Source organism: Microbacterium pygmaeum, from assembly GCF_900100885.1.
GTDB classification, from domain to species: Bacteria; Actinomycetota; Actinomycetes; order Actinomycetales; family Microbacteriaceae; genus Microbacterium; species Microbacterium pygmaeum.
Genome location: NZ_LT629692.1, coordinates 60,001 through 82,771 on the forward strand (window position 1 = coordinate 60,001; position 22,771 = coordinate 82,771).

Below are 22,771 nucleotides of genomic sequence, written 5' to 3' on the forward strand. Positions count from 1 at the left end.
TCAGCGCGCGGGCTGGATGACCCGGCGCTTCCCCCTCTCGGCGGAGCGCGGCCCGGCCACGGGGTGGGCCAGGTGTCGTACGAATGATCTCAACGATACGGTTGCGGCGAGACCCCGCCAGAAACCGCGCTCCTCCCGGAGACGCGTGCGTTCTTCATCGACCGCCTCCCAGTAGAGGTCCGCGTCCTCGGCGGAGACCGGCGCATCGGAGAAGATCGCGCGATCGGCCTCGCGCGCCAGCATGCGGCCGGCGGGGGCGTCGGAGCGCTCCACGAGCTCGGACCGGGTCAGGGTGCGACTCGGGTCGGCTCCGGCATCCACGGCCGCATCGACGTACTCGTCCCAGCCCGCGGCGATCCGCGCCGTCGGATCAGGCTGCTGACGGCGCGCGCGGCGACGGACGACCTTCGCGGCGGCGATGACGACGAAGGGACCCAGCGCGATCACCAGCACCAGCAGGGCGAGTCCGCCGATCCGCAGCACCGGCCAGAGCCACGCGAGATCCCAGCCCTGCGCGTCGGTTTCCTCATCGCGCGCCGTGTCATCCTGCACGGGATCGGGGGGCACGACCTCTTCGACGGGGTCGGGCCGCACCTCGGTCACATTGAGCGGATCGCGCTGCTCGGCGACTTCGAGACTCGGCGACTGCTCGAACTGCGGGGTCACATCGATGGGCACCCAGCGCCCGTCGGCGGCGCGCACCTCGGTCCACGCGGAAAGATCGGACGGCCGGCACTGGCCGTCCCGGCACGTCGGCGTCCCGGCATCCGTCGAGTTCAGCACTCCTCCGACGACCACCCGTGCGGGAAAGCCCAGTTCCTGTGCGATCAGCGCCACCGCCACCGCGAACTGCTCGTCGTCGCCGACCGCCGCGACGAAGTTGTCCGCTGCTTCCGCGCGCGGGTCGGATTCGCGCTCGAGGAGCCGCGCGAACATGGCGTCGATACGCGCAAGGGAATGGCCCGCCGCGCTCGGCTGGAACCCGTAGTCCGCCAGCTCGGTCATCCATGGCAGCGGCTCGTCGCCGACCGCGAGCGCGTGGCTGAGGTAGCCGCGGTCGCGCAGCAGATCGACGAGCCCCTGCAGGGCCGCCCCACCCGATCCGCTCTCGTGCGCCGTCACCCACGCGACCAGACTCGGCGGCGCTTCCACGGCGCCGGCCACCTCGCCAGGAGCGGAGATCGACGCGAGGTCGGCGGGAGCGGGCTCGACTGCGCGCAGCAGGTAGGAGTCGCCGGACGCCAGGCCGCCGCCCGCGGTCTGCACCCCGGCGGCGGCGCCCGCGCGATAGTAGAAGCCGTCGGCGAGAGCGGCTGCCCTCGTGCCGTCGAACTGCACGGATTCCAGGCGGCCGGCGGTCGGCATCCAGATCCCGTCCAGGGCGCCGATCGTGACCCGCACCTCGATGGGCTCCCCCTCACCGGCCTCCAGCGTGGCGGGCACCCGCACGAAGCGGGCCGCATCGACGGAGCCCGCGCCGCCGCTGCGGTAGACATCGCCGTCGTAGTCGTCGAGCACAGCGAGCCGAATGCGGTCGGGGAGCGACTCGCCGGGGCCCGAACCGACGGTGAACAGCACGTCGTCGGCGCGGCTCGGCGCGAAGTTGTCGCGATAGTCCGCCAGCGGGCTGATCGCCGACGAGATGTCGATCTCGGGACCGATCGCAGAGCGCAGCACATCTCGTTCCGCGCCCCGTGCCGCGAACGGCACCACGACCGCCGCCGCGACCACGGCCACGGCGATCATCCCCGCACCCTGCCCGACACGGCGGCGGTCCGCGCGCGACGGGCGGCGTGTGACGCGGACACCGCTGGAAACGGCGGCGCGCTGGAGCGAGTCCATACGCTCGTCGCGGTTTCGCCAGGACAGCCACAGCAGACTCGCGACCAGTCCCGCGACGCCCAGGAGCGTCTCCAGCGGCGCGAAGACCGTAACCGGCCCCCACCGCAGCGGCTCACTCACCGTGCTCCGACCGAAGAACAGCCCGAACGAGATCATCACCAGGGCGACGGGCACCGCGGCATAGGCCCACCGGTCCTGCCGCCAGACCAGCACCAGCCCGATGCACGTGCCGACCAGGAAGATCAGGAGGGCCGGCACGAGCAGGTTGCGATAGGACCCGACGGGGAGATCGACGGTCACCAGGTCCTTCCATGCCAGCACGAGTCCGGTGGCGACGTCGCCGAGACCGCGCGGCAGCTCGAGCAGGTCGCCCTGCGCGATCCCGCCCAGTCGCGAGGGGACCGCCAGCGGGACGCCGAGGACCGCGACGGCGGCGGCCAGCGCGAGGGCGACGCGGCCGGCACCCCACCCGCGCCACCGCGCGAACCCGGCGATCCCGGTGGCGACGACAGCGGAGACCGCGACGAGGACGACCAGCGACGCCGAGCGGTAGATCGGCCACGCCGCGACGGCCGCGATGATCACGACGGCACCCAAGTACGCCGAGCCGACGGCGATGCGCGGAGCGAACCGCGGCTCGCTCGCCGCCATCTGCCGGTCGTCGGAGCGGAGGATGCTCACGACGTCGCCCCTCGCACCAGGAGACCCGACAGGTCATCGAGCGTACCGACGGTGAGCACCGTCAGCCCCGCCACCGCCTGCATGCGGGGGTGCGCTCGCTCGTCGCAGATCACGCCGACGACGGTCGTGTCGGCCGAGAACGAGAGCGCCGCCCGCTGCAGGCGGCTCAGCGTCACCCGCGAGCCCGCCACCACGAACGCGATCGACAGCTGGTCGGCTGTCTCGGCGGTCAGCGCGCAGATCGCCTCCACCGGCATCGTGCTCTCCAGCAGCTCGACGCCGCTGAACCCGTCCAGCAGTGCGCGGCGGGACGGGGCGGGGAGGCGCCGGATAGCGCGCAGGCGCCCACGCACGACGCGCGGAATCTCGGAGCCGGTCACGATGTCCAGATCGCGCGCGTCGTGGACCGCGCGCAGGCCGAGGGAGGCGGCGGATGAGACGGCGAGCTCGAACTCATCGGCATCCGCGTACTCCGCCGCCGCATCGCCGAGCACCACCGCCATGCGCGAGCGTCGGGACTCCTCGTACTGGCGCACCATCAGCTGACCGGTCTTGGCGGTGGACTTCCAGTGGACCTGCCGACGCGAATCGCCCGGCGCGTACTCGCGGATCGCGTGGAAGGACATGTCGGCGTCGACGAGGCGCCGCGTCGGGGCGCCCTCGAGATCGCGGATCACCCCGGCGCTCGTGGAGGGCAGGACGACGGTCCGCGGGTGCACGAAGAGCTCGTGGACGTCATCGAACGCGTGTTCGCGGCGCAGGAGGCCGACCGGGTCGCTGCGGACCGTGGTCGCGGGGCCGACGGCGACGATGCCGCGGCGCAGCGCGGGGATCTCCAGCGGCTGCGTCACTGCGTGCCCTGGGCGAAGCATCGGCACCCCGAATTCGACGAGCCCCGCGCCGACCGGGATGTCGATCCGACCCGGCAGCGCGGTGCGCGTGCCGTCGTTTCGGACCACGATCTGTCCGGTCACGCCCTCGCCGGCGACGATGCGTTCGTGCGCGAGCGCCAGGTCCACCTCGTAGGAGCGTGCGCTGAACAGGAACGGCACGCTCATCGCCAGCAGCAGCAGGGCGATCACGCCCGCGACCATCCACTCGACCCACCCGAACGCGATCCCGAGGCCCAGACCCGCCGTCGCGGTCAGCAGCACCAGCGCGCCTGCCGGCCGCAGCGTCGCGGCCGCCCAGGAGACGGCTTCCCGTGCGGCGCGCTCGGTGGCGCGCCAAGCGCGGGTTCCCCACACGGCCGCGCGGACGATGCGCCGATCGCCCACCCGCGAGGTCACCTCGGTGCGCGTCAGCGTGCTGCCGGTCAGGGTCGTCGCGCTGAAGCTCGCCGACCCGGGCCGGCTCGAGGTCGACGTCGGCGTGCGGGTGATGCGAGGGTCGGGACTCATACGACCTCGCGGCTGGTGGGCGGGGCGACATCCAGCAGCACCTGGCCGATGACGGCTTCCTGGGTGACGCCGTCGAACTCAGCCTCCGGGTGCAGGATCAGCCGGTGCGAGAACACCGGGACCGCGAGCGCCTTCACGTCGTCGGGTGTGGCGTAGGTGCGCCCCTGCGAGGCCGCGCGCGTCCGGGTCGCGCGCGTGAGGGCGAGAGCGCCGCGGATGCTGACGCCGAGGCGCACCTCGTCGGCTGAGCGGGTCCCGTCCACGAGGCGCGCGATGTAGTCCAGCACCAGGGCGTCGACGTAGACGGACGCTGCCAGATCGGCCATGCCCACCAGCGCCTGCGGGGTGATCACCGGTGTGAGGACATCTGTCGAGACGGCCGCGCCGTCCAGGATCCGGACGGTGGCGGCGTGGTCGGGGTAGCCGAGCGACGCGCGCATCAGGAACCGGTCCAGCTGCGCCTCCGGCAGTCGGTAGGTGCCGGCCTGCTCGATGGGGTTCTGCGTCGCCAGGACCAGGAAGGGAACCCCGACCCTGCGCGTGACCCCGTCGATCGTCACGTGCCCCTCCTCCATGACCTCCAGGAGCGCGGACTGCGTCTTGGGGCTGGCGCGGTTGATCTCGTCAGCCAGCACGATGTTGGCGAAGATCGGACCGGAGTGGAATTCGAAAGTGCCCGTCTTCTGGTCGTACACGGTGATGCCGGTGATGTCGCCGGGGAGCAGGTCGGGGGTGAATTGGATGCGCGTATTGGTCCCCTGCACGGACTGCCCGATCGCGCGCGCCAGTGAGGTCTTGCCGGTCCCCGGAACGTCTTCGAGCAGGACATGACCCTCGCTGAGCAGAGCCGTCAGGACCAGCTCGATGACCCGGCGCTTGCCCAGGACCGCGCGCTCGACGTTGTCGGCCAGCTGGCCGAACGTCTGCTCGAACCACGTGGCCTGCTCTTGCGTGATGGTCATGCTGTCCTCTGGTGGGGGTGTACCGGTGCGGTGCGCATCAAGGATTCGGGACGGGTGGCACGGGAAGGTTGGGATCGCACGCCGCGGAGAGCGTCGAGGTGGCCGGCGCGAGACCCCAGCCCTGTGCCGACCAGTCCACGGACACGGTGATGCCCTCGACCCGTTTCGCGCCGACCGGGACGACCAGGCTGTCGGGCGTGTAGGCCAGCAGCCCGCCCGCCTCGTCGTAGAAGCGCAAGTCGGCGTAGCCGAACGTGATCACCGCTTTTCCGCCGGCGGGATCGGTGGACGAGTCGCCCTGCGGCGCGAGGACGCCGCCACCCACGCACGAGGCGAGAGACCAGCGGGCCTGCACCTGGTAGGGCGCGCTCCCGGCACGGGGCTGGACGCCCGCCCACGGCGTCGTCGTCCCCCAGCGGTCGTGGACGTAGCGCACCTGAACGCCGGGGTCGCGGTCGAACACGGAGCTGGGCAGACCGGAGAACTCCGGGTGGTTGCGGTTGGGCACGGACTCGGCGGACTCGGGAGCGGTGCGGATGACCCACTCCGCGCGCCCCGATCCCACGTGCGGCGTCGCGTCGACGACGAAGGTGTAGCCGCCCGGCGCGCTCCCGCTCTGCTCGGCGCGGACACTGGCGGTGGTGGTCGCCCGCCCGAAGATCTGGTCTCCGAACCAGGATTCGACGCACAGCGTGAAGGCGTACTCCTCGCCATCCGCCAGAGCGGCGAACGTCGCGACGCTGCCGTCGACGCTCGCCCGGCAGCGATCGCCGTCCCGGACGATCCCGTAGCGCAGCGACGAGCCGTCTCCGCCGCTGAGCGCGGTCGCGTTGGCGGTCACGGTCGAGGTCCCGTCACCGTCGGACCGCGAGCTGAGGATGAGCTGGGGTTCCCTGGGCGCACCCACCCCGTTGCCGGTGATGGTGATCGCCGAGCCGGACGGCGTTCCGCCGAGTCCGGGCGGCAGCTCGAAGCGCGAGATCGGCGCGATCGTGATCGGGCCCGCCGTGTTGGAGCCGACCCGGTAGGCGGGCACCTCGACGCGGGTCTGGTCGCGACGGACCGGCACCTGGACGGTCTCCCCGCTCGGGCTGGTGATCTCCAGGCCGCCGGTCTGGACCGGCTCGACCCCGTCGACGCTGAGGGCGACGATGCCGCCTTCGCCGTCGGTACGCACCGGCGTGCTCGTTGCCAGTGCCGGCGCGGGCGGTGCGTTGTACGCCCAGGCGAGCGTGCGCACACTGCCGCGGGAGAGCCCGACCGCGTTGACGGCGAACGCCTCGTAGGTGCGCTGCTCGCCGTTGGGTGCCGCGATCGGCGGGCACGAGCCGTCCGCTGAGCACTGCGCGACATCCGTGCCGTTCCAGCGGATCACGAATCCGCCGAGGCCCGGGTAGGCCAGTCGTGCTTCTCCGGGATCGACCCGGAGCGTCAGCTCACCATCGGCGTACGCGGTCTGGGTGAGGCTGGCAGGCGCCTTGGGGTATCCCTGCAGATCGAGCAGGATCCGCCCGTCCCGCTCTGCGCTGGTGACCCGTCCCTGCGCATCCTGCACCGAGAACGTCGCGGTGCAGGTCGCGCCCGGGGCATCCGCAGACCAGGATGCCACCACGCCCGCTCCCCCGTCCGGTGCGAAGGTGACGCCGGCGCAGGCACCGGTGGGTCGTACCGCGGCGACGGTGAGCGGCGTCCGCGGCAGAGGATTGACCTCGCCGACCGCGCCGATCACCGAGATGGCACACGACGAGCCGCCGGCCTGCGAGCACTGCTGCGCGACCGACCCGCCCTGCGGGAGCGTCGAGGGCGCGGCGCCCACCCGGAGGATCAGGCGGACCGGGGTCACGGCGTTGTGGCTCGGAACCGAGATGAGGGCGGCCTCCTCCGAGCCCGGTTCAGCGCGGTCCTGTCCGGTGATCGTGACGATGGACCCGGCGAGGCTCACTTCGAACGCCGAGCCCGGGTAGTCCAATGCGTAGCGGATGCCGGCCCAGTCCTCCCGGAGCTGCCATGTGGTCATGTTCTTCAGATCGAAGGTCGCCGTCTCGCCCGGCCCCACGGTGACCGAGCCTGCGCGCAGCTCCGGCTGCGGATCGAGGGGCCGCACGAGGATGGGCACCGCGAGGTAGGTCCAGTCCTCCTGCCCGGCGACGCGGACCGGCACCTGGCATGCGTCGGTCCACGGCGCTCCGCTTCCGGCGGTGTACCGGACGGTGGTGCCCGATTCGATCGCACAGGTCGCCTCGGCGCGGGCGCCGGAGGAACGGATGTCGGTGCCGACCTCGACGGTGCTGCCCTGCGGCTTGACGACCAGCCGGCTCATGTCGAAGGTCGTGGATTGCAGTTCGTCCACCTCGGGAGGCTGCGCACTCGAGCGCAGCGACACGGACAGATCGTCATCGCCCGGGACCCGCAGGAATGCGTAGGTGGTCACCGGTCCTGATGCGCTCTGGCCGGTCACCGCGAACGGGATGACCCGACCGGTCGACGGAAGCGGTCCGCGCAGTTGCCCGCCCTCCACCCGCACGCCCTGCGGATCGCCCCAGAGGCTCACCTCCAGATCGTCGATCTCGCCGCCGGCCCACGATGCCTTTCCGGCGAGGACATCGACGCCGCGGGTGAACTCGTCCCGGTTCTCCACGGTCAGCGATGTGTCGGCGACGACCGGATAGTCGGGGACGCTCTCGCGGACCACGCGCACGACGATGAGGCCGCGGCCGGTGTTGCCGGAACTGGACTCCACGTCGTACAGGAACGACATGGTGGACGGCTCAGTGCCGGCGGCGATCACGACGGTCGAATCCCCTGCGGAGATCAGCCGCCCGCTGAGCCGCTCGTATTCCGGGTTGTCCGAGCCGTCCGCGAGCGCGGCAGGCAGGTCGGGACGCACGTCCGTGATCGCGAGTGCGCCCCTGGTCGGGTCGACGTCGTTGGCGAGCGGACTGACCCGGATGGTGCTGCCGGACCCCGCCTGCACCTGGACGTAGTCGGTGAACGTGACTGGGCTGGGATTGGACTGGTTGTCGAGCACCCCGATGCGCACCGTGCCCTCGCCGGTGGCGCCGAACGCGTCCACAACGCGGTAGCGGAACGCGACCTGTCCTCGGTGCCCGGCGACGCTCGTGTACAGGATCGACTCGCCGTCGGCGGAGAGGGTCGCCGAACCGCTCTGCGGCTGACTCGAGATCCGGTCGAGTGTGACGACGTCACCGTCCGGGTCGGTGCCGAAGTCGTCGAATTCGATGAGGGTCGACTCGCCGCTGAGGACCCGGCCCTCGAGCGTCTCGGGGAGGGGCGAGCGGTTCGCGTCGTCCGGCAGCACCTCGATCCGCACGGTCGCGGCGTCGGCGAGCGCCGGCGCACCCGTCGTGAACACCCCGTAGTCGACGGTGTACATACCGGGCGTGGTCGGGGCGAGGTAGCGCAGCACGTCCGCGCTGGCGAAGGCGAGCGCCTCGGGAGTGGACGAGGTGACCGATGCCGGATTCAGCGTCGGACGGCCGCCGGAAGGCGCGATGTCGTTCTCCAGCACCGGGATGTCGATCTGGGCGCCGGCACGCACGACAACGCTGTCGTCGACGGCGATCGGCGCGAGTTCCGGTGCCGGCGGCAGGAGGTACACCGTCGCCTCCCCCTCGATCCGCGCCCCCTGGTCGTCGGTCCCGTCGCTGACCGTGTACGAGACGGTGCCGAGCCGACCGGTGCCTCCGGATGCGGTGCTCCCGGACACCCGCAGGTTGCTCTGGCCCACGGCATCCACCGACAGCGTCGCACCGGGGTCGGCGTGGGCGACCACGTCGCTGAGCAGCAGGACGCGGCGGGTGGCGTTGGCCACGGCGGCGAAGACGTCCAGCGTCGCATCCGACTGCGGATGCACGAACGCGACGACCGGCGATGTCGCCAGCTGCGGCGGCGCGTCGGCGGGGAGGATCGTGATGCGGGCCGTGCCGGTCGCGTCCCGCACGCCGTCGGTGGCGGTGAAGCTGACGCGGAAGGTGCCGGGTGTCTGTGCGGCGAAATCGAAGGATGCCGACCCGCCGACGATCGTCGCGGTGGCGGCGGCATCGCCCTGGACCCGGACGGACGCGAGCGAGATCGTGCCGGCGGTGCCCGTCACATGGGGGGTGACATCCACGGTCAGCCCCGCATCGATCGTGTCCACGACGGCGAAGGACTGCACCGTCAGGGCGGGTTCGTCCGAGACGGTGACGGTGAGCGGCCGGGTGCTGATCTGGCCGGCGGTGTCCGAGACCGTCACAGTCAGCTCCACCACCTCCTCGCCCGTGCCGCCGCCGCCGTCGCTGTGCTGGTAGATGACATCGCCCGACGGGGTGGCGGCGACGCTGCCGATGCCGGACGGGTTCTGCACCGAGAGCAGCAGCACCGGGTCGCCCTCGGGGTCGACCCACCCCGGCAGCACCGGCACGGTGACCGTCCCGCCGCGGGCGACCTCGGGCTGCGGCCACGGCACGAGGCAGTCGGCGACCCCGCACCATTGCGGCGCGCTCTCCGCCTCAGCGCCGGCGACGGTCAGGGTGACCGTAGCGGGGGTCGAGACCAGCCCGCCGTCCGCAGTGCCGTCTGTGACGGCGTAGGCGAAGGTGGCCGCCCCGCTCGCCCCCGGCGCGACGCGCACTGTGAGACGCTGCGCGTCGTCGGTGATCGAGACGACACCGAAGGCCGGATCGATCGGCGTCACCGAGGCGGCATCGATGCTCAGGACGTCCTCGTTCGGGTCGTGGTCGTTGATCAGCACGGGCAGGGTGACCAGGCTCGCCGCCCGCACGCCGAAGGAGTCGGGTTCGGCGACCGGCGGCCGCGGGTCGAGCACGACGGTCAACTGCTCGCTGCTGGGCTCAGCGTCCGGGTCCGTGCGCTCATCCAGCGACCAGTCCTGGCTGGAAGCGACCAGAGTGCCGTCGGGGACGGTCCACACCCAGCCGCTGCGGGTCTCGTTGAGGATGACCGCATCGTCGGAGGCGACGAAGACGGGCCGCCGCTGATCGGGCAGCTCGAGCCCGCCGTAGTCGAGCGACACCTCGGCGCCGTCGGACCGCCACAGCGAGCCCGTGCCCGCGCCCTGCGGAAGCCACGCGGCGTACACCACGCCGTCGTGCACGATCGGACGAGCCGGTGTGCCGCGCACTGCCGAGTCCTCGAGAACTGCCGAGATGCCCGAACCGTCGGTGCCGACGCGGACCAGGCCGGTCTCGTCGGCGAGGTAGACGGCAGCGCCGTCGGGATCCGGTTCGCCGAGGGTGACCGCGCCCGTCGTGGGTGCGGACTGCACGGCATCCGTCCCCTTGATCCACACGTCGCCGTCGTCTGCGTCCACCAGCACCCACGTATCCCCCGCGGCGGTGAGTGCGGGCGCCGACAGGCCGCCTGCGTCGAGCTCGTTCCGCTCGCGCACCTCGGATGCCGGCACGTCGTAGCGCAGCACCGCGCCGTCGGCGCGGGAGTAACTGAAGAGCATGCCGCGCGCGTCGATCGCGATGGCCTCGGCGCTGTACTGCGGCCCGTCCTCGTCGTCGGAGGAGTACGGCTCGAGCTGGGTCGTCTCGCCGGTGGAGAGCCGCCCGGTGTAGACCGCTCCGCTGTCGGTGCGGTAGGCGACGAAGTCATCCGCCGTGACCACCTCGATGGTGCCGGCCGGCGTCGGTGGCGAGGCCTCCAGCTCCTCCTCGTCGAGGTTCGCCGGCAGGGCCGCGTCGATCCGGGTGAGTTTCGCGTAGCTGTCGGAGAACAGGTACGCCGCGTCGGCGCTCTGCGCGACGGTGCTCGGGCTGCTGATGTCGCGCACCGTGTCCAGCTCGCCGATCGCGGTGTTCACGCGGGCGTAGCGGCTTCCCTCTGCGGTCTGCAGGGCCCACACCGACGGGTCGACCTTCGCCGTCTCCTGCGCGTCGAGTCCCGGCCACGCGAGGCTCACTCCTGCCACCAGCGCGACGGCGGCCGCGGCGGCGACGATCCCGGCGGTCGTCCTGCGGCGCATCATCGCCCGCCCGTCAGCAGCACCGTGCTGAGCACGCCGATTCCGGCGACAGCCGCCGCGATCGCGGCATACACCCACACCGGCACTCGGGCGCGGGAGCGCTCCGCCGCCGACAGGTCGGTGTCCTCATCGCGGGCGAGGGCGGCGACGCCGGTGCCGGAACGCGTCTTGCGGGTCTCCTCGCGCTCGATCCGGCTGCGCGCAGGCCCACGCAACTGCGCGTCGCCGAAGTCGACGGCGCTCGGCATCCATCCGCCCGCGGCGATCTCCAGCGGCGTGGGCGCGAGTCCGAGCTCGGTCTGCACGGCCCGGAGCGCGTCGGCGAACTCCCGTGCCGAAGGGTAACGCCGGCGCGGATCGCGGTTCATGGAGCGGGCCAGGACGTCTTGCAGAGATGGCGGCACATCGGCGCGTGGGATCGCGGTGTAGGTCGCGCGGGCGATTCGACGCCGCAGCTGCTCCTTGCTGTTCTGTCCGCGCTCACGGCGCTCGAACGGACTGTGACCGGCCAGCAGCGAGTAGACCGTCGCGCCCAGACTCCACACCTCGCTCTCGATGGTGCCCGAGGTCGATTCGTCAACGACTTCGGGGGCGCTCCACGGGATCGACATCGCGAGCACTTCGTCGGCGGTCGCCCTCGCGAGCGATGACGAGATGCCGAAGTCGGCCAGGACCGGAGCGCCGAAGGTCGTCACCAGGATGTTGCTCGGCTTCACATCGCGATGGACCAGCCCCGCCCGGTGTGCGGACTCGAGGGCGCTGGCCATCTTCACCCCGACCGTCAGGACCTCTCCGACCGGCACACGCTCGATGCGATAGCGCTGGGCGAGCGAGCCGGGACAGAACTCCATCACGATGTAGGGGCGACCGTCGGCGGAGATCCCCGCCTGGTAGACGGTCACGATCGACGGATGCGCCGAGAGGTGGGCCAGGACGTCGGCCTCGGCGTTGAACATGCGGCGCAGGTCGGGATCGCGCACGTCGCTGGGAAGGACCTTCACGGCCACATCCCGCCTGGGCATGTCCTGCTCGTAGAGGAACACGTCCGCGAAGCCGCCGGAGCCGAGGGGGCGGATGTAGACGAGGCCGGGGAGGATGGGGGGCGCGGACGGCAGGCGTGTGGCCACCGAACCCTCCCCTGGCGTGAAGTCGCCCGCGATGCTGCGAGCCCTGCGTAAACCCGCTCATGCTAACAAAACCCGCGGGGAAGGCCGATGTGCGGTGCGACTCAGAGTGGCGGCGGCTCATTCGGGTCGAACGGCGCGTCCAGCGAACGCGTCAGCTCTTCGAGCATCGCCTCGATCTGCGGCTCGACGTACTGCGTGATCGCGGCCTGGATGCGCAGCCGGTGGTGCAGGAGGATCGTGCACACTTCGCGCCCCACCATGTTCGCGTAGTCGTCGGCAAGGCCGACCTCCTGGCGTAGCGCCGCCTTCGCCTCGTCGCTGAGCGGGGGCAGATCGGGCACGCCGGCATCGGCCTCCTCGGCCATCCCGGAGATCGTGAACAGGAACGGCGCCCCCGGCAGCGGCTCCGGATCCAGGGGGAGCCCCTCGAACTCCGGCTCCAGGCCCTCGGCCGGACGATAGCTGCGCGCCCGGTTGCGGGCCGCCTGCTGATCCAGCTCGGCCTGCAGCATCGGCAGGTTCACCGCGGTGTACTCGGCGACCGAATGGTCCACGATCGACTTGATGCGGGTGGAGAGCCCGTGCTGCACTCCGTGCGGCACATCGGCGCCCAGGCCGGCCGCGGAGAGCACCGGCGAACCGAAGCAGCGCCGACACGGTGCCACCCGCCCGCGGTGCGTGGCCGGCTCCCATCTGGGCAGCCAGCGCAGCCAGGCGTCCACCGCCTGGCTGACCTGCGTCTCGAGCGAGCGCTCCACGGGTTACACGCTAGCCCGACACGCCCGAGAAGCGGCGTTCTTCCGCGGTTCAGCGCGCCGACGGGGTGTGTGCCCGCCGCACCCCTCACTCGTCGAACTCGTCTTCCCACGGCCACCTCGGGCGCTGCGATCGCGTCCGGACGAGGGCGACACCGCCCCAGCCGGCGATCGCGCCCGAGACGCCCACCACTGCGCCGAACCATGATGTCGCGATCCGGCCGGCGGCCGCCGTCGCGACACCCACATCGGCGCCGGTGAAGACCGCCCCGAGCCAGAGGCCGACGATGTAGCCGGCCGCAGCGGCCAGCGCCGTCCACAGCGCGGTCCAGAAGGAGGGATGCGGCGACCGGATGCCGGCCCACAGCGCTCCCGCGAAGGCGCCCATTGCGACGATCACGGCGATCACCCCGGGGATCTGGCCGAGCCCCGGGGCTGCGACCACGTCCGCGTTCAGGACGAGGCTCAGCATCCCGAGTCCGAAGATCAGGAGCGCGACGAACGCGACCGTCGCGAAGACCAGGGCAAGGGCGGGCCGGACCGAGCCGCCCGCCGCACCCCGCTCGTCGGTCATCACACGCGCGTGAGCTGCGGACCCGCCTCGAGCGTGCGCTCGTACTCGCGCTGGGCTTCGATGTTCAGTTCGGTGACCCGCGCGCCCCGCTTCGCGACCCACGCACCGAACCAGATGGTCAGCTCGCGACCGATCACGAAGGCTGCGATCGCCAGCGGTGCCAGCAGCTCGCGCTCGACCAGCGCGGATCCCTCGCTCGCCGTGAGCATCCAGAACGGCGCCTGGAACAGTGCACCCAGGATGTGACCGGCGTAGCTGGCGACACCGACGAGAAGACCGAAGATGACCCATGCGGCCCAACGACCGCGGTTGATGATCGCGCCGAGCAGCCAGAAGGCGATGAAGAACACCACGACCGGGACCCACAGCGACCAGGTCGTGAGGGCGGACAGGGCGGCGGTGCCCAGATCATCGGCCGCCACAGCGCCGCTGAGCAACCCGAAGCCCAGCCATGCAGCGAGGTAGAGGACCGCGAAGGAGATCGCGGCGAGGAGTCCGATGGCACCGGCGGCACCGCGGTTGCCGCGCGGGTTGGGCGCCTCGGGAGCCTGCACGAAGATCGGCTGCGGTGCGTACGCGCCGGCTGCCGCGGTGCCCGCCGCAGCCGTGCCTGCGACGACGGGGACCGTGGCGTAGTCCGTGCTGTAGTCGGTGTCACGTGCGGGCTCGCTCGCGGTCACGACCGGCGCGACGACGGTCTCGTGCTCGACGGGGGCGTACGCGGTGGTCGCCGCGGTCGCATCCGTCTCGGGCGTCGTGTCGATGTAGGAGAGGTCCCCGGAGGATGCGTCGGTGTAGACGGGCTCTTCGGCGGTCGGCGTGACCGGCCCGGCGTACGCGGGCTGGGAGGCAGCAGCATCCGCCTCGGCAGGGGAGACCGCATCGCGGCGCGCAGCCTCAGCCTCTGCGATGCCCTCGTGGGCGCTGCCGACCACGTCGCCCTCCGCCGTGGGCTCCTCGACCGGCTCGCCGTAGGACGACTTCGAGTCACTCATCGGATGCACTCCTCACGCAAGGCCCATCCCTGCACAGCGAGAGTAACGTGCAGGAACCGCCGCTCCCCGGAGGCGTGCCGCAGTGCGGCGTGGCGTGCCGCAGGGAATCTCCGGCACTCAGCCGAAGACGTGCGTGGCGAGGCGGTCGCCGTAGGCACGCGGATGCCACGAGTGCTCCACACTCGACAGCCACAGTCCGTCACGAAGGACCTGCTCCTCGGTCACGTCCCCCTCCGTCCGCGTGCAGGTCAGGCCCGCGGCGTCGTCGGAGCAGGAGAAGCCCTGGCCGCGCAGCGCGGCATCCGCGACGGCCGGCCCTTCCGCCCCCACCCGTGCCAGCGTGGAGCTGATCGTGATACCGCCCTCGGCCCGCCACGAGCACGTGCGCAGCACCGTCGGTGCCAGCGCGTCGGTCAAGGCGGTGACGGAGGTCGCCGGCGCCGCCGTGTTCTGCGAGAGCAGCACGTCCGGTGTCCAGGTGAGCTCGGCCCACAGGTCATCCGGGTACATCCGGCGGCAGTCCAGCTCGGGCGAGACCGCCAGGCCCGCCGTCACGCTCTGCCCCGTCTCGGCGGGCGGCGGCAGATGGGTCGCGGAGTAGAACATCTGACCCACCCAGGTCGCCGTCACCGGGATCATCGGCTGGGAGAGGTAGGCGAGGGCGACCACGACGGAGGCGCAGATGATGCCGACCGGCCACGCGATCCATGAATTGCGTCCGCCCGTGCGCGCCACGACTCCACCTCCCTTCCCCGCGTTCCACGCTAGGCGGGCCCGCGGAGGCTCGAGGCCAAGGCACGCCGCGCGCCAGCGAACGCCGAAAGGCCCCGGCGAACCGGGGCCTTTCAGTCCTTCAGATCTCGATACGTCAGTTGTACGTACCGGGGGTGAAGTCATCCGTCGAGAAGCTGTCGAAGTCGACGTAGCTCAGGTCGGCGTCGGTGTAGGCGCCGTCCGAGGCGAAGATGCGGTTGGGGTACCGCTCGCTCTTGGCCTCCTCCGTGGCCTCGACCGCGACGTTGCGATACTTCGCAAGTCCGGTTCCGGCCGGGATGAGCTTTCCGATGATGACGTTCTCCTTGAGGCCCAGCAACGGGTCGCTCTTGCCCTCCATCGCGGCCTGGGTCAGGACCCGGGTCGTCTCCTGGAAGGAAGCGGCCGACAGCCACGATTCGGTCGCGAGCGACGCCTTCGTGATACCCATGAGCTCCGGACGACCCGACGCGGGGCGCTTGCCCTCTGCCACGACCTCGCGGTTCATGTTCTGGTACTTCTTGAAGTCCACCAGCTCACCGGGCAGCAGCGTCGTCTCGCCGTGGTCCACCACGGTGATCTTCCGCAGCATCTGGCGCACGATGACCTCGATGTGCTTGTCGTGGATCGGCACACCCTGCGAGCGGTAGACGCCCTGGACGCCGTTGACGAGGTAGCGCTGCACCTCGCGGGCACCCATGACGCGCATGACCTCCTTGGGGTCCAGCGTTCCCACCAGGATCGGCTGACCGACCGTGACGTGCTGGCCGTCCTCGACCAGGAGCGTCGCGCGGCGCAGCACCGGGTAGACATGCGGCTCATCGCCGTTGTCGGGCGTCAGGATGACCTTCTTGGCGCGATCGGTCTCTTCGATCGTGATGCGACCGTCGGACTCGGCGATCGGCGACGCACCCTTGGGGGTACGCGCCTCGAAGAGCTCCTGCACACGCGGCAGACCCTGGGTGATGTCATCGGCCGAGGCCGAACCACCCGTGTGGAAGGTGCGCATCGTGAGCTGCGTTCCGGGCTCACCGATCGACTGGGCCGCGATGATGCCGACGGCCTCTCCGATGTCGACGAGCTTTCCGGTCGCGAGCGAGCGGCCGTAGCACTGCGCGCAGACACCGACGGCCGAGTCGCAGGTGAGCACGGAGCGCACCTTGATGGTCTCCACACCCGCCTCGATCAGCGTGTTCAGCAGCACGTCGCCCACGTCGTCGCCGGCCGAGGCCAGCACGTTGCCCGCGGCATCCACCGCGTCGGAGGCGAGGGTGCGCGAGAACACGGAGTTCTCCACGTTCGCGTCCTTGACGAGGACACCGTCGGCACCGGCAGCCGCGATCGGCAGCTCGAGACCCTTGGTCGTACCGCAGTCGTCCTCACGGATGATGACATCCTGCGAGACGTCCACGAGACGACGCGTGAGGTAGCCCGAGTCGGCTGTACGCAGGGCCGTGTCGGCCAGACCCTTGCGCGCACCGTGCGTCGCGATGAAGTACTCCGCCACCGACAGACCCTCACGGTACGAGGAGATGATCGGACGCGGGATGATCTCACCCTTGGGGTTGTTCACCAGGCCTCGCATACCGGCGATGTTCCGGATCTGCAGCCAGTTACCACGAGCACCCGACGACACCATGCGGTTGATGGTGTTGTCCTCGGGGAAGTTGTCGCGCATGGCCTTCTGGACCTCGTCGGTCGCCTCGGTCCAGATCTTGATGAGCTCCTGACGGCGCTCCGAGTCCGTGGTCAGACCCTTCTCGAACTGGTCCTGCGCCTTGGCGGCGCGCTTCTCGTGGCGTGCCACGATCTGCGGCTTGTCCGGCGGGGTGAGGATGTCGCTCAGCGCCACGGTGACACCCGAACGGGTGGCCCAGTAGAAGCCGGCGTCCTTGATGCGGTCCAGCGATGCCGCGACCTCCACCTTCGGATACTCCTCGGCCAGCTTGTTGACGATCTGCGACAGCTTGCCCTTGTCGGCCTGCTCGCGCACGAACGGGTAGCCCTTGGGCAGGGTGTCGTTGAAGATCGCCTGACCCAGCGAGGTCTCCACGAGACCGTTGCGCTCGTACGTCGCAATGCTCTCGGGGGTCTCGCCCTCGGACTCGAGGAAGGTCAGACCGGGGATGCGGATGCGGACCTTGGCCTGCAGGTCGAGGGTTCCCTCGTCCTTGGCCAGGATCGCCTCGCCGACCGAGCCGAATACACGACCCTCGCCGGCTGCGCCGACCTTGACCGTGGTCAGGTGGTGCAGGCCGATGATCATGTCCTGCGAGGGCAGGGTGACCGGGCGGCCGTCGGACGGCTTCAGGATGTTGTTCGAGGCGAGCATCAGGATGCGTGCCTCGGCCTGGGCCTCGACCGACAGCGGCAGGTGGACGGCCATCTGGTCACCGTCGAAGTCCGCGTTGAACGCGGCGCACACGAGCGGGTGCAGCTGGATCGCCTTGCCCTCCACGAGCTGAGGCTCGAACGCCTGGATGCCCAGTCGGTGCAGCGTCGGCGCGCGGTTGAGCAGCACGGGCCGCTCGCGGATGATCTCCTCGAGCACGTCCCAGACCTCGGGACGCGTGCGCTCGACGGCGCGCTTGGCGGCCTTGATGTTCTGCGAGTGACCGAGGTCGATCAGGCGCTTGATCACGAACGGCTTGAACAGTTCCAGCGCCATCTGCTTGGGCAGGCCGCACTGGTGCAGCTTCAGCTGGGGTCCGACGATGATGACCGAACGACCCGAGTAGTCCACGCGCTTGCCGAGCAGGTTCTGGCGGAACCGACCCTGCTTTCCCTTGAGCATGTCGCTCAGGGACTTCAGCGCCCGGTTGCCGGTACCGGTCACGGGGCGACCGCGGCGGCCGTTGTCGAACAGCGCGTCGACGGCCTCCTGCAGCATCCGCTTCTCGTTGTTGACGATGATCTCGGGTGCACCGAGGTCGATCAGGCGACGGAGACGGTTGTTGCGGTTGATCACGCGGCGGTACAGGTCGTTCAGGTCGGAGGTCGCGAAGCGGCCACCGTCCAGCTGCACCATCGGGCGAAGCTCCGGCGGGATCACCGGGACGACGTCCAGGACCATGGATGCCGGGCTCATGCCCGTCATCAGGAACGAGTTGACGACCTTCAGGCGCTTGATCGCGCGGATCTTGCGCTGTCCCTTGCCCTCGGAGATCTGCAGGCGCAGGGAGTCGGACTCCTCGGCCAGGTCGAACGCCTCCAGGCGACGCTTGATCGACTCGGCGCCCATGTGGGCCTCGAAGTACTGACCGAAGCGGTCCTGCAGCTCGTGGAAGATCTCGTCCTCGCCCTTCAGGGCGCCGACCTCGAGCGTGCGGAACTCCTCCCAGACGCGCTCCAGGCGCGTGATCTGGTCGTCGAAGTTCTTGCGGATGCTGCCCATCTCCTTCTCGGCAGCGTCCTTGACCTTCTTCTTCTGGTCGGCCTTGGCGCCCTCTTCCTCCAGAGCGGCCAGTTCCTCCTCGAGCTTCTGGAGACGGGTGGCGATGCGCGAGTCGCGGCGGTCGCCGAGCGTCTTCAGCTCGAGACGGATGTTGTTCTCCTGCGTGGGGAGGTCGCGGTGACGCGCCTCCTCGTCGACGGAGATCACCATGTAGGCGGCGAAGTAGATGACCTTCTCGAGGTCCTTGGGTGCCATGTCCAGCAGATAGCCCAAGCGCGAGGGGACGCCCTTGAAGTACCAGATGTGCGTGACGGGCGCGGCGAGCTCGATGTGGCCCATGCGCTCGCGGCGCACGGAGGACTTGGTGACCTCCACGCCGCAGCGCTCGCAGACGATGCCCTTGAAGCGGACGCGCTTGTACTTGCCGCATGCGCACTCCCAGTCACGGCTCGGTCCGAAGATCTGCTCTCCGAAGAGACCGTCCTTCTCGGGCTTGAGCGTGCGGTAGTTGATGGTCTCAGGCTTCTTGACCTCGCCGTACGACCAACGACGGATGTCGTCAGCGGTAGCCAGGCCGATGCGAAGCTGATCGAAAGTTGTTGATTCGAGCACTAGTTCTCAGTTCTCCTGTATCGGAATTCTGTATCGGACCGGCGGCTTAGATCTCGTCGATCGACGAGGATTCGAAGCGGCTGGAGATGTTGATGCCGAGCTCCTCCGCTGCGCGGAAGGCGTCATCGTCGGTGTCGCGGAGGTTGACCGGGGTGCCGTCGGCCGAGAGGACCTCGACGTTCAGGCACAGCGACTGCATCTCCTTCATGAGCACCTTGAAGGACTCGGGGATGCCCGGCTCCTGGATGTTCTCGCCCTTGACGATCGCCTCGTAGACCTTCACGCGGCCGAGGATGTCGTCGGACTTGATCGTGAGGAGCTCCTGCAGTGCGTAGGCGGCACCGTAGGCCTCGAGGGCCCACACCTCCATCTCACCGAAGCGCTGTCCACCGAACTGCGCCTTCCCACCCAGCGGCTGCTGCGTGATCATCGAGTACGGACCCGTGGAGCGTGCGTGGATCTTGTCGTCCACGAGGTGGTGCAGCTTCAGGATGTACATGTAGCCGACCGAGACGGGCGCCGGGAACGGGTCGCCGGACCGGCCGTCGAACAGCAGGGCCTTTCCGGTGGAGTCGATCAGCCGCTCGCCGTCGCGGGTGAGCGTGGTCGAATCCAGCAGACCCGCGATCTCCTCCTCGAAGGCGCCGTCGAACACCGGGGTGGCGACCTTGGTGCCGGGCTCGGCCGAGAAGGCCTCCTCCGGCAGGCTCTTGGCCCACGTCGGCTTGCCCTCGACCTTCCAGCCCTGCTGGGCGATCCAGCCGAGGTGGAGTTCGAGCACCTGGCCGAAGTTCATTCGACCCGGGATGCCGAGCGGGTTCAGGATGACCTGGACCGGCGTGCCGTCCGCGAGGAAGGGCATGTCCTCGACGGGCAGGATCTTGGCGATGACACCCTTGTTGCCGTGGCGGCCGGCGAGCTTGTCGCCTTCGGTGATCTTGCGCTTCTGGGCGATGTAGACCACGACGCGTCGGTTGACGCCGGAGCCGAGCTCGTCGTCCCCGTCTTCGGCGTTGAACTCCTTGACCGCGATGATCGTGCCCTGCTCACCGTGGGGCACCTTCAGCGACGTGTCGCGGACCTCGCGGCTCTTCTCGTTGAAGATCGCGCGCAGTAGACGCTCCTCGGCCGACAGCTCGGTCTCGCCCTTGGGCGTGACCTTGCCGACGAGGATGTCGCCGGGACGCACCTCGGCGCCGATGCGGATGATGCCGCGCTCGTCGAGGTCCTTCAGCAGGTCGGGGCTGACGTTGGGGAGGTCACGGGTGATCTCCTCCTTGCCGAGCTTCGTGTCGCGGGCGTCGACCTCGTACTCCTCGATGTGGATCGAGGAGAGCGTGTCGTCCTTCACCAGGTCCTGGCTGAGGATGATCGCGTCTTCGAAGTTGTGACCCTCCCACGTCATGAACGCCACGAGGAGGTTCTTGCCGAGCGCGAGCTCGCCGTTCTCCGTGGCCGGTCCATCGGCGATGACCTCGCCCGCCTCGACGCGCTCGCCGGCCGAGACCACAACACGCTGGTTGTAGCTCGTGCCCTGGTTGGAGCGGTCGAACTTGCGGAGGAAGTACTGCTGGGTGCCGCCCTCGTCCAGCTGCACGGTGACGACGTCGGCCGAGACCTCGGTGACGACACCGGCCTTCTCGGCGGTGACCACGTCACCGGCGTCGATGGCCGCGAAGCCCTCCATGCCGGTTCCGACCACGGGCGACTCCGAGCGCAGCAGCGGAACTGCCTGACGCTGCATGTTCGCACCCATGAGGGCGCGGTTCGCGTCGTCGTGCTCGAGGAACGGGATCAGCGACGTCGCGACCGACACCATCTGGCGCGGCGAGACATCCATGTAGCCGATCTCCTCGGCGTGGAACAGGTCGACCTCGCCGCCCTGGCCGCGACGTGCGAGTACGCGGTCCTGCGCGAAGCTGCCGTCGGCCTTCAGCTCGACCCCGGCCTGGGCGACGATGTAGTCGCTCTCCTCGGACGCCGTCAGGTAGTCGATCTGCTCGGAGACCTTGCCGTCGATGACCTTGCGGTACGGGGTCTCGATGAAGCCGAACGAATTGATCCGCGCGAACGATGCGAGCGAGCCGATCAGGCCGATGTTCGGGCCCTCCGGGGTCTCGATCGGGCACATGCGGCCGTAGTGCGACGGGTGGACGTCACGGACCTCGACGCCGGCGCGCTCACGCGACAGACCGCCGGGGCCGAGCGCGGACAGGCGTCGCTTGTGGGTCAGACCCGCGAGCGGGTTGTTCTGGTCCATGAACTGCGACAGCTGCGACGTGCCGAAGAACTCCTTGATCGCGGCGACGACGGGGCGCACGTTGATCAGGGTCTGCGGCGTGATCGCCTCGATGTCCTGCGTGGTCATGCGCTCGCGGACGACGCGCTCCATGCGCGAGAGACCGGTGCGGACCTGGTTCTGGATGAGCTCGCCGACGGCGCGGATACGGCGGTTGCCGAAGTTGTCGATGTCGTCGATGTCGAGACGGATCTCGGCGGGCTTGCCGCTGCGCTGGCCGTCGAACGCGTAGATGTCCTTGGACAGCTCGCGCACGCCGGGGCCCTGCGGGTTGTGCAGACGCACGAGGTACTTGATCGTCGCGACGATGTCCTCGACGGTCAGCACCGAATCGCTGAGCGGACCCGCGAGACCGAGCTTCTGGTTGATCTTGTAGCGACCCACCTTGGCCAGGTCGTAGCGCTTCGGGTTGAAGTAGAAGTTGTCCAGCAGCGCACGGGCGGCCTCGGCGGCGACCTGCTCGCCCGGACGCAGCTTGCGGTAGATGTCGCGGAGCGCGTCTTCCTTCGTGAGGATCGTGTCCTTGGACAGCGTCTCCTCGATCGAGTCGAAGCCGGCGAACTCCTCGAGGATCTGCTCGCTGGTCAGGCCCAGGGCCTTCAGGAACACGGTGACCGACTGCTTGCGCTTGCGGTCGATGCGCACACCGACCTGGTCGCGCTTGTCGATCTCGAACTCGAGCCAGGCACCGCGGCTGGGGATGACCCGGGCCGAGACGATGTCCTTGTCGGAGGTCTTGTCGGGCGTCTTGTCGAAGTAGACACCCGGCGAGCGCACCAGCTGCGAGACGACGACACGCTCGGTGCCGTTGATGATGAACGTGCCCTTGCCGGTCTGGAGCGGGAAGTCGCCCATGAAGACCGTCTGGGTCTTGATCTCACCGGTCTGGTGGTTCATGAACTCGGCTTCGACGTACAGCGGGGCGGCGTAGGTCTTGCCGCGCTCCTTGCACTCGTCGATCGAGTACTTCTCCGGCTCGAGATACGGGTTCGTGAACGAGAGCTGCATCGTCTCGCTCAGGTCCTCGATCGGCGAGATCTCCTCGAAGATCTCCTCGAGACCACTGATCTCGGGCACGTCGGTGCGGCCTTCGGCCTGCGCCTCGGCGACGCGCGCCTTCCACGCATCGTTGCCGACGAGCCAATCGAAGGACTCGGTCTGCAACGCGAGAAGGTCGGGGACCGTCAGCGTGTCGGAGATCTTGGCGAACGAGAGGCGGGAAGCTCCGCGGCCGTTCTTGTTGGTGGTGGTGGATGCGTTGCGCGCAGCAGCCAAGGGGATAACCTCCGTGAGCCCGGGGCAGGGCTCGTTTCCTTGTCGTCAGGGTGGAGTGCTCATTCGTCCCCGAAACCTGGGCGCCACACTCCGCTGGTCAAAGATGACTT

General features: G+C 69.8%; 11 protein-coding genes. All 11 read right to left on the reverse strand.

The window, feature by feature from the left end; genetic code table 11:
- Positions 1-2,523 carry a transglutaminase-like domain-containing protein gene (locus BLT19_RS00325; protein WP_231917714.1) on the reverse strand — a complete coding sequence of 841 codons (2,523 nt, stop codon included), beginning with the start codon at positions 2,521-2,523 and terminating at the stop codon, positions 1-3.
- Positions 2,520-3,923, reverse strand: a complete 1,404-nt coding sequence (locus BLT19_RS00330; RefSeq protein ID WP_091484862.1) for a DUF58 domain-containing protein — start codon at positions 3,921-3,923, stop codon at positions 2,520-2,522. Before BLT19_RS00330 ends, BLT19_RS00325 begins: the two co-directional genes overlap by 4 nt.
- On the reverse strand, positions 3,920-4,885 hold the full coding sequence (locus BLT19_RS00335) for an AAA family ATPase (RefSeq protein ID WP_091484865.1): 966 nt from the start codon (positions 4,883-4,885) through the stop codon (positions 3,920-3,922). The genes BLT19_RS00330 and BLT19_RS00335 overlap by 4 nt, the downstream gene beginning before the upstream one ends.
- 37 nt (positions 4,886-4,922) lie before the next feature.
- Positions 4,923-10,880, reverse strand: a complete 5,958-nt coding sequence (locus BLT19_RS00340; RefSeq protein WP_231917715.1) for an Ig-like domain-containing protein — start codon at positions 10,878-10,880, stop codon at positions 4,923-4,925.
- A complete protein-coding gene (locus BLT19_RS00345) occupies positions 10,877-12,004 on the reverse strand; it encodes a serine/threonine-protein kinase (RefSeq protein ID WP_091484870.1) in 1,128 nt (375 codons plus the stop codon). Before BLT19_RS00345 ends, BLT19_RS00340 begins: the two co-directional genes overlap by 4 nt.
- 101 nt (positions 12,005-12,105) lie before the next feature.
- Positions 12,106-12,762, reverse strand: coding sequence for a spermidine/putrescine ABC transporter substrate-binding protein (locus BLT19_RS00350; protein WP_091484872.1), 657 nt, complete (start codon positions 12,760-12,762; stop codon positions 12,106-12,108).
- 85 nt (positions 12,763-12,847) lie between these two features.
- On the reverse strand, positions 12,848-13,333 hold the full coding sequence (locus BLT19_RS00355; protein WP_091484875.1) for a hypothetical protein: 486 nt from the start codon (positions 13,331-13,333) through the stop codon (positions 12,848-12,850).
- Positions 13,333-14,328: a hypothetical protein gene (locus BLT19_RS00360; RefSeq protein ID WP_091484877.1), complete on the reverse strand. Its 996-nt coding sequence runs from the start codon at positions 14,326-14,328 to the stop codon at positions 13,333-13,335. Before BLT19_RS00360 ends, BLT19_RS00355 begins: the two co-directional genes overlap by 1 nt.
- A 117-nt stretch (positions 14,329-14,445) precedes the next feature.
- Complete coding sequence (locus BLT19_RS00365) at positions 14,446-15,063, reverse strand: hypothetical protein (protein WP_091484879.1); 618 nt, start codon at positions 15,061-15,063, stop codon at positions 14,446-14,448.
- Positions 15,064-15,196: 133 nt separating this feature from the next.
- Complete coding sequence (locus BLT19_RS00370; RefSeq protein WP_091484880.1) at positions 15,197-19,087, reverse strand: DNA-directed RNA polymerase subunit beta'; 3,891 nt, start codon at positions 19,085-19,087, stop codon at positions 15,197-15,199.
- A 46-nt stretch (positions 19,088-19,133) separates the two neighbouring features.
- Positions 19,134-22,661 carry a DNA-directed RNA polymerase subunit beta gene (gene rpoB, locus BLT19_RS00375; protein ID WP_091484883.1) on the reverse strand — a complete coding sequence of 1,176 codons (3,528 nt, stop codon included), beginning with the start codon at positions 22,659-22,661 and terminating at the stop codon, positions 19,134-19,136.
- Positions 22,662-22,771: the final 110 nt, after the last annotated feature.

Coding starts and splice junctions, on each gene's coding strand:
- BLT19_RS00340 (WP_231917715.1), bottom strand. CDS start 10,880: ATGATGCGCCGCAGGACGACCGCCGGGATCGTCGCCGCCGCGGCCGCC.
- BLT19_RS00335 (WP_091484865.1), bottom strand. CDS start 4,885: ATGACCATCACGCAAGAGCAGGCCACGTGGTTCGAGCAGACGTTCGGC.
- BLT19_RS00360 (WP_091484877.1), bottom strand. CDS start 14,328: ATGAGTGACTCGAAGTCGTCCTACGGCGAGCCGGTCGAGGAGCCCACG.
- BLT19_RS00330 (WP_091484862.1), bottom strand. CDS start 3,923: ATGAGTCCCGACCCTCGCATCACCCGCACGCCGACGTCGACCTCGAGC.
- BLT19_RS00355 (WP_091484875.1), bottom strand. CDS start 13,333: ATGACCGACGAGCGGGGTGCGGCGGGCGGCTCGGTCCGGCCCGCCCTT.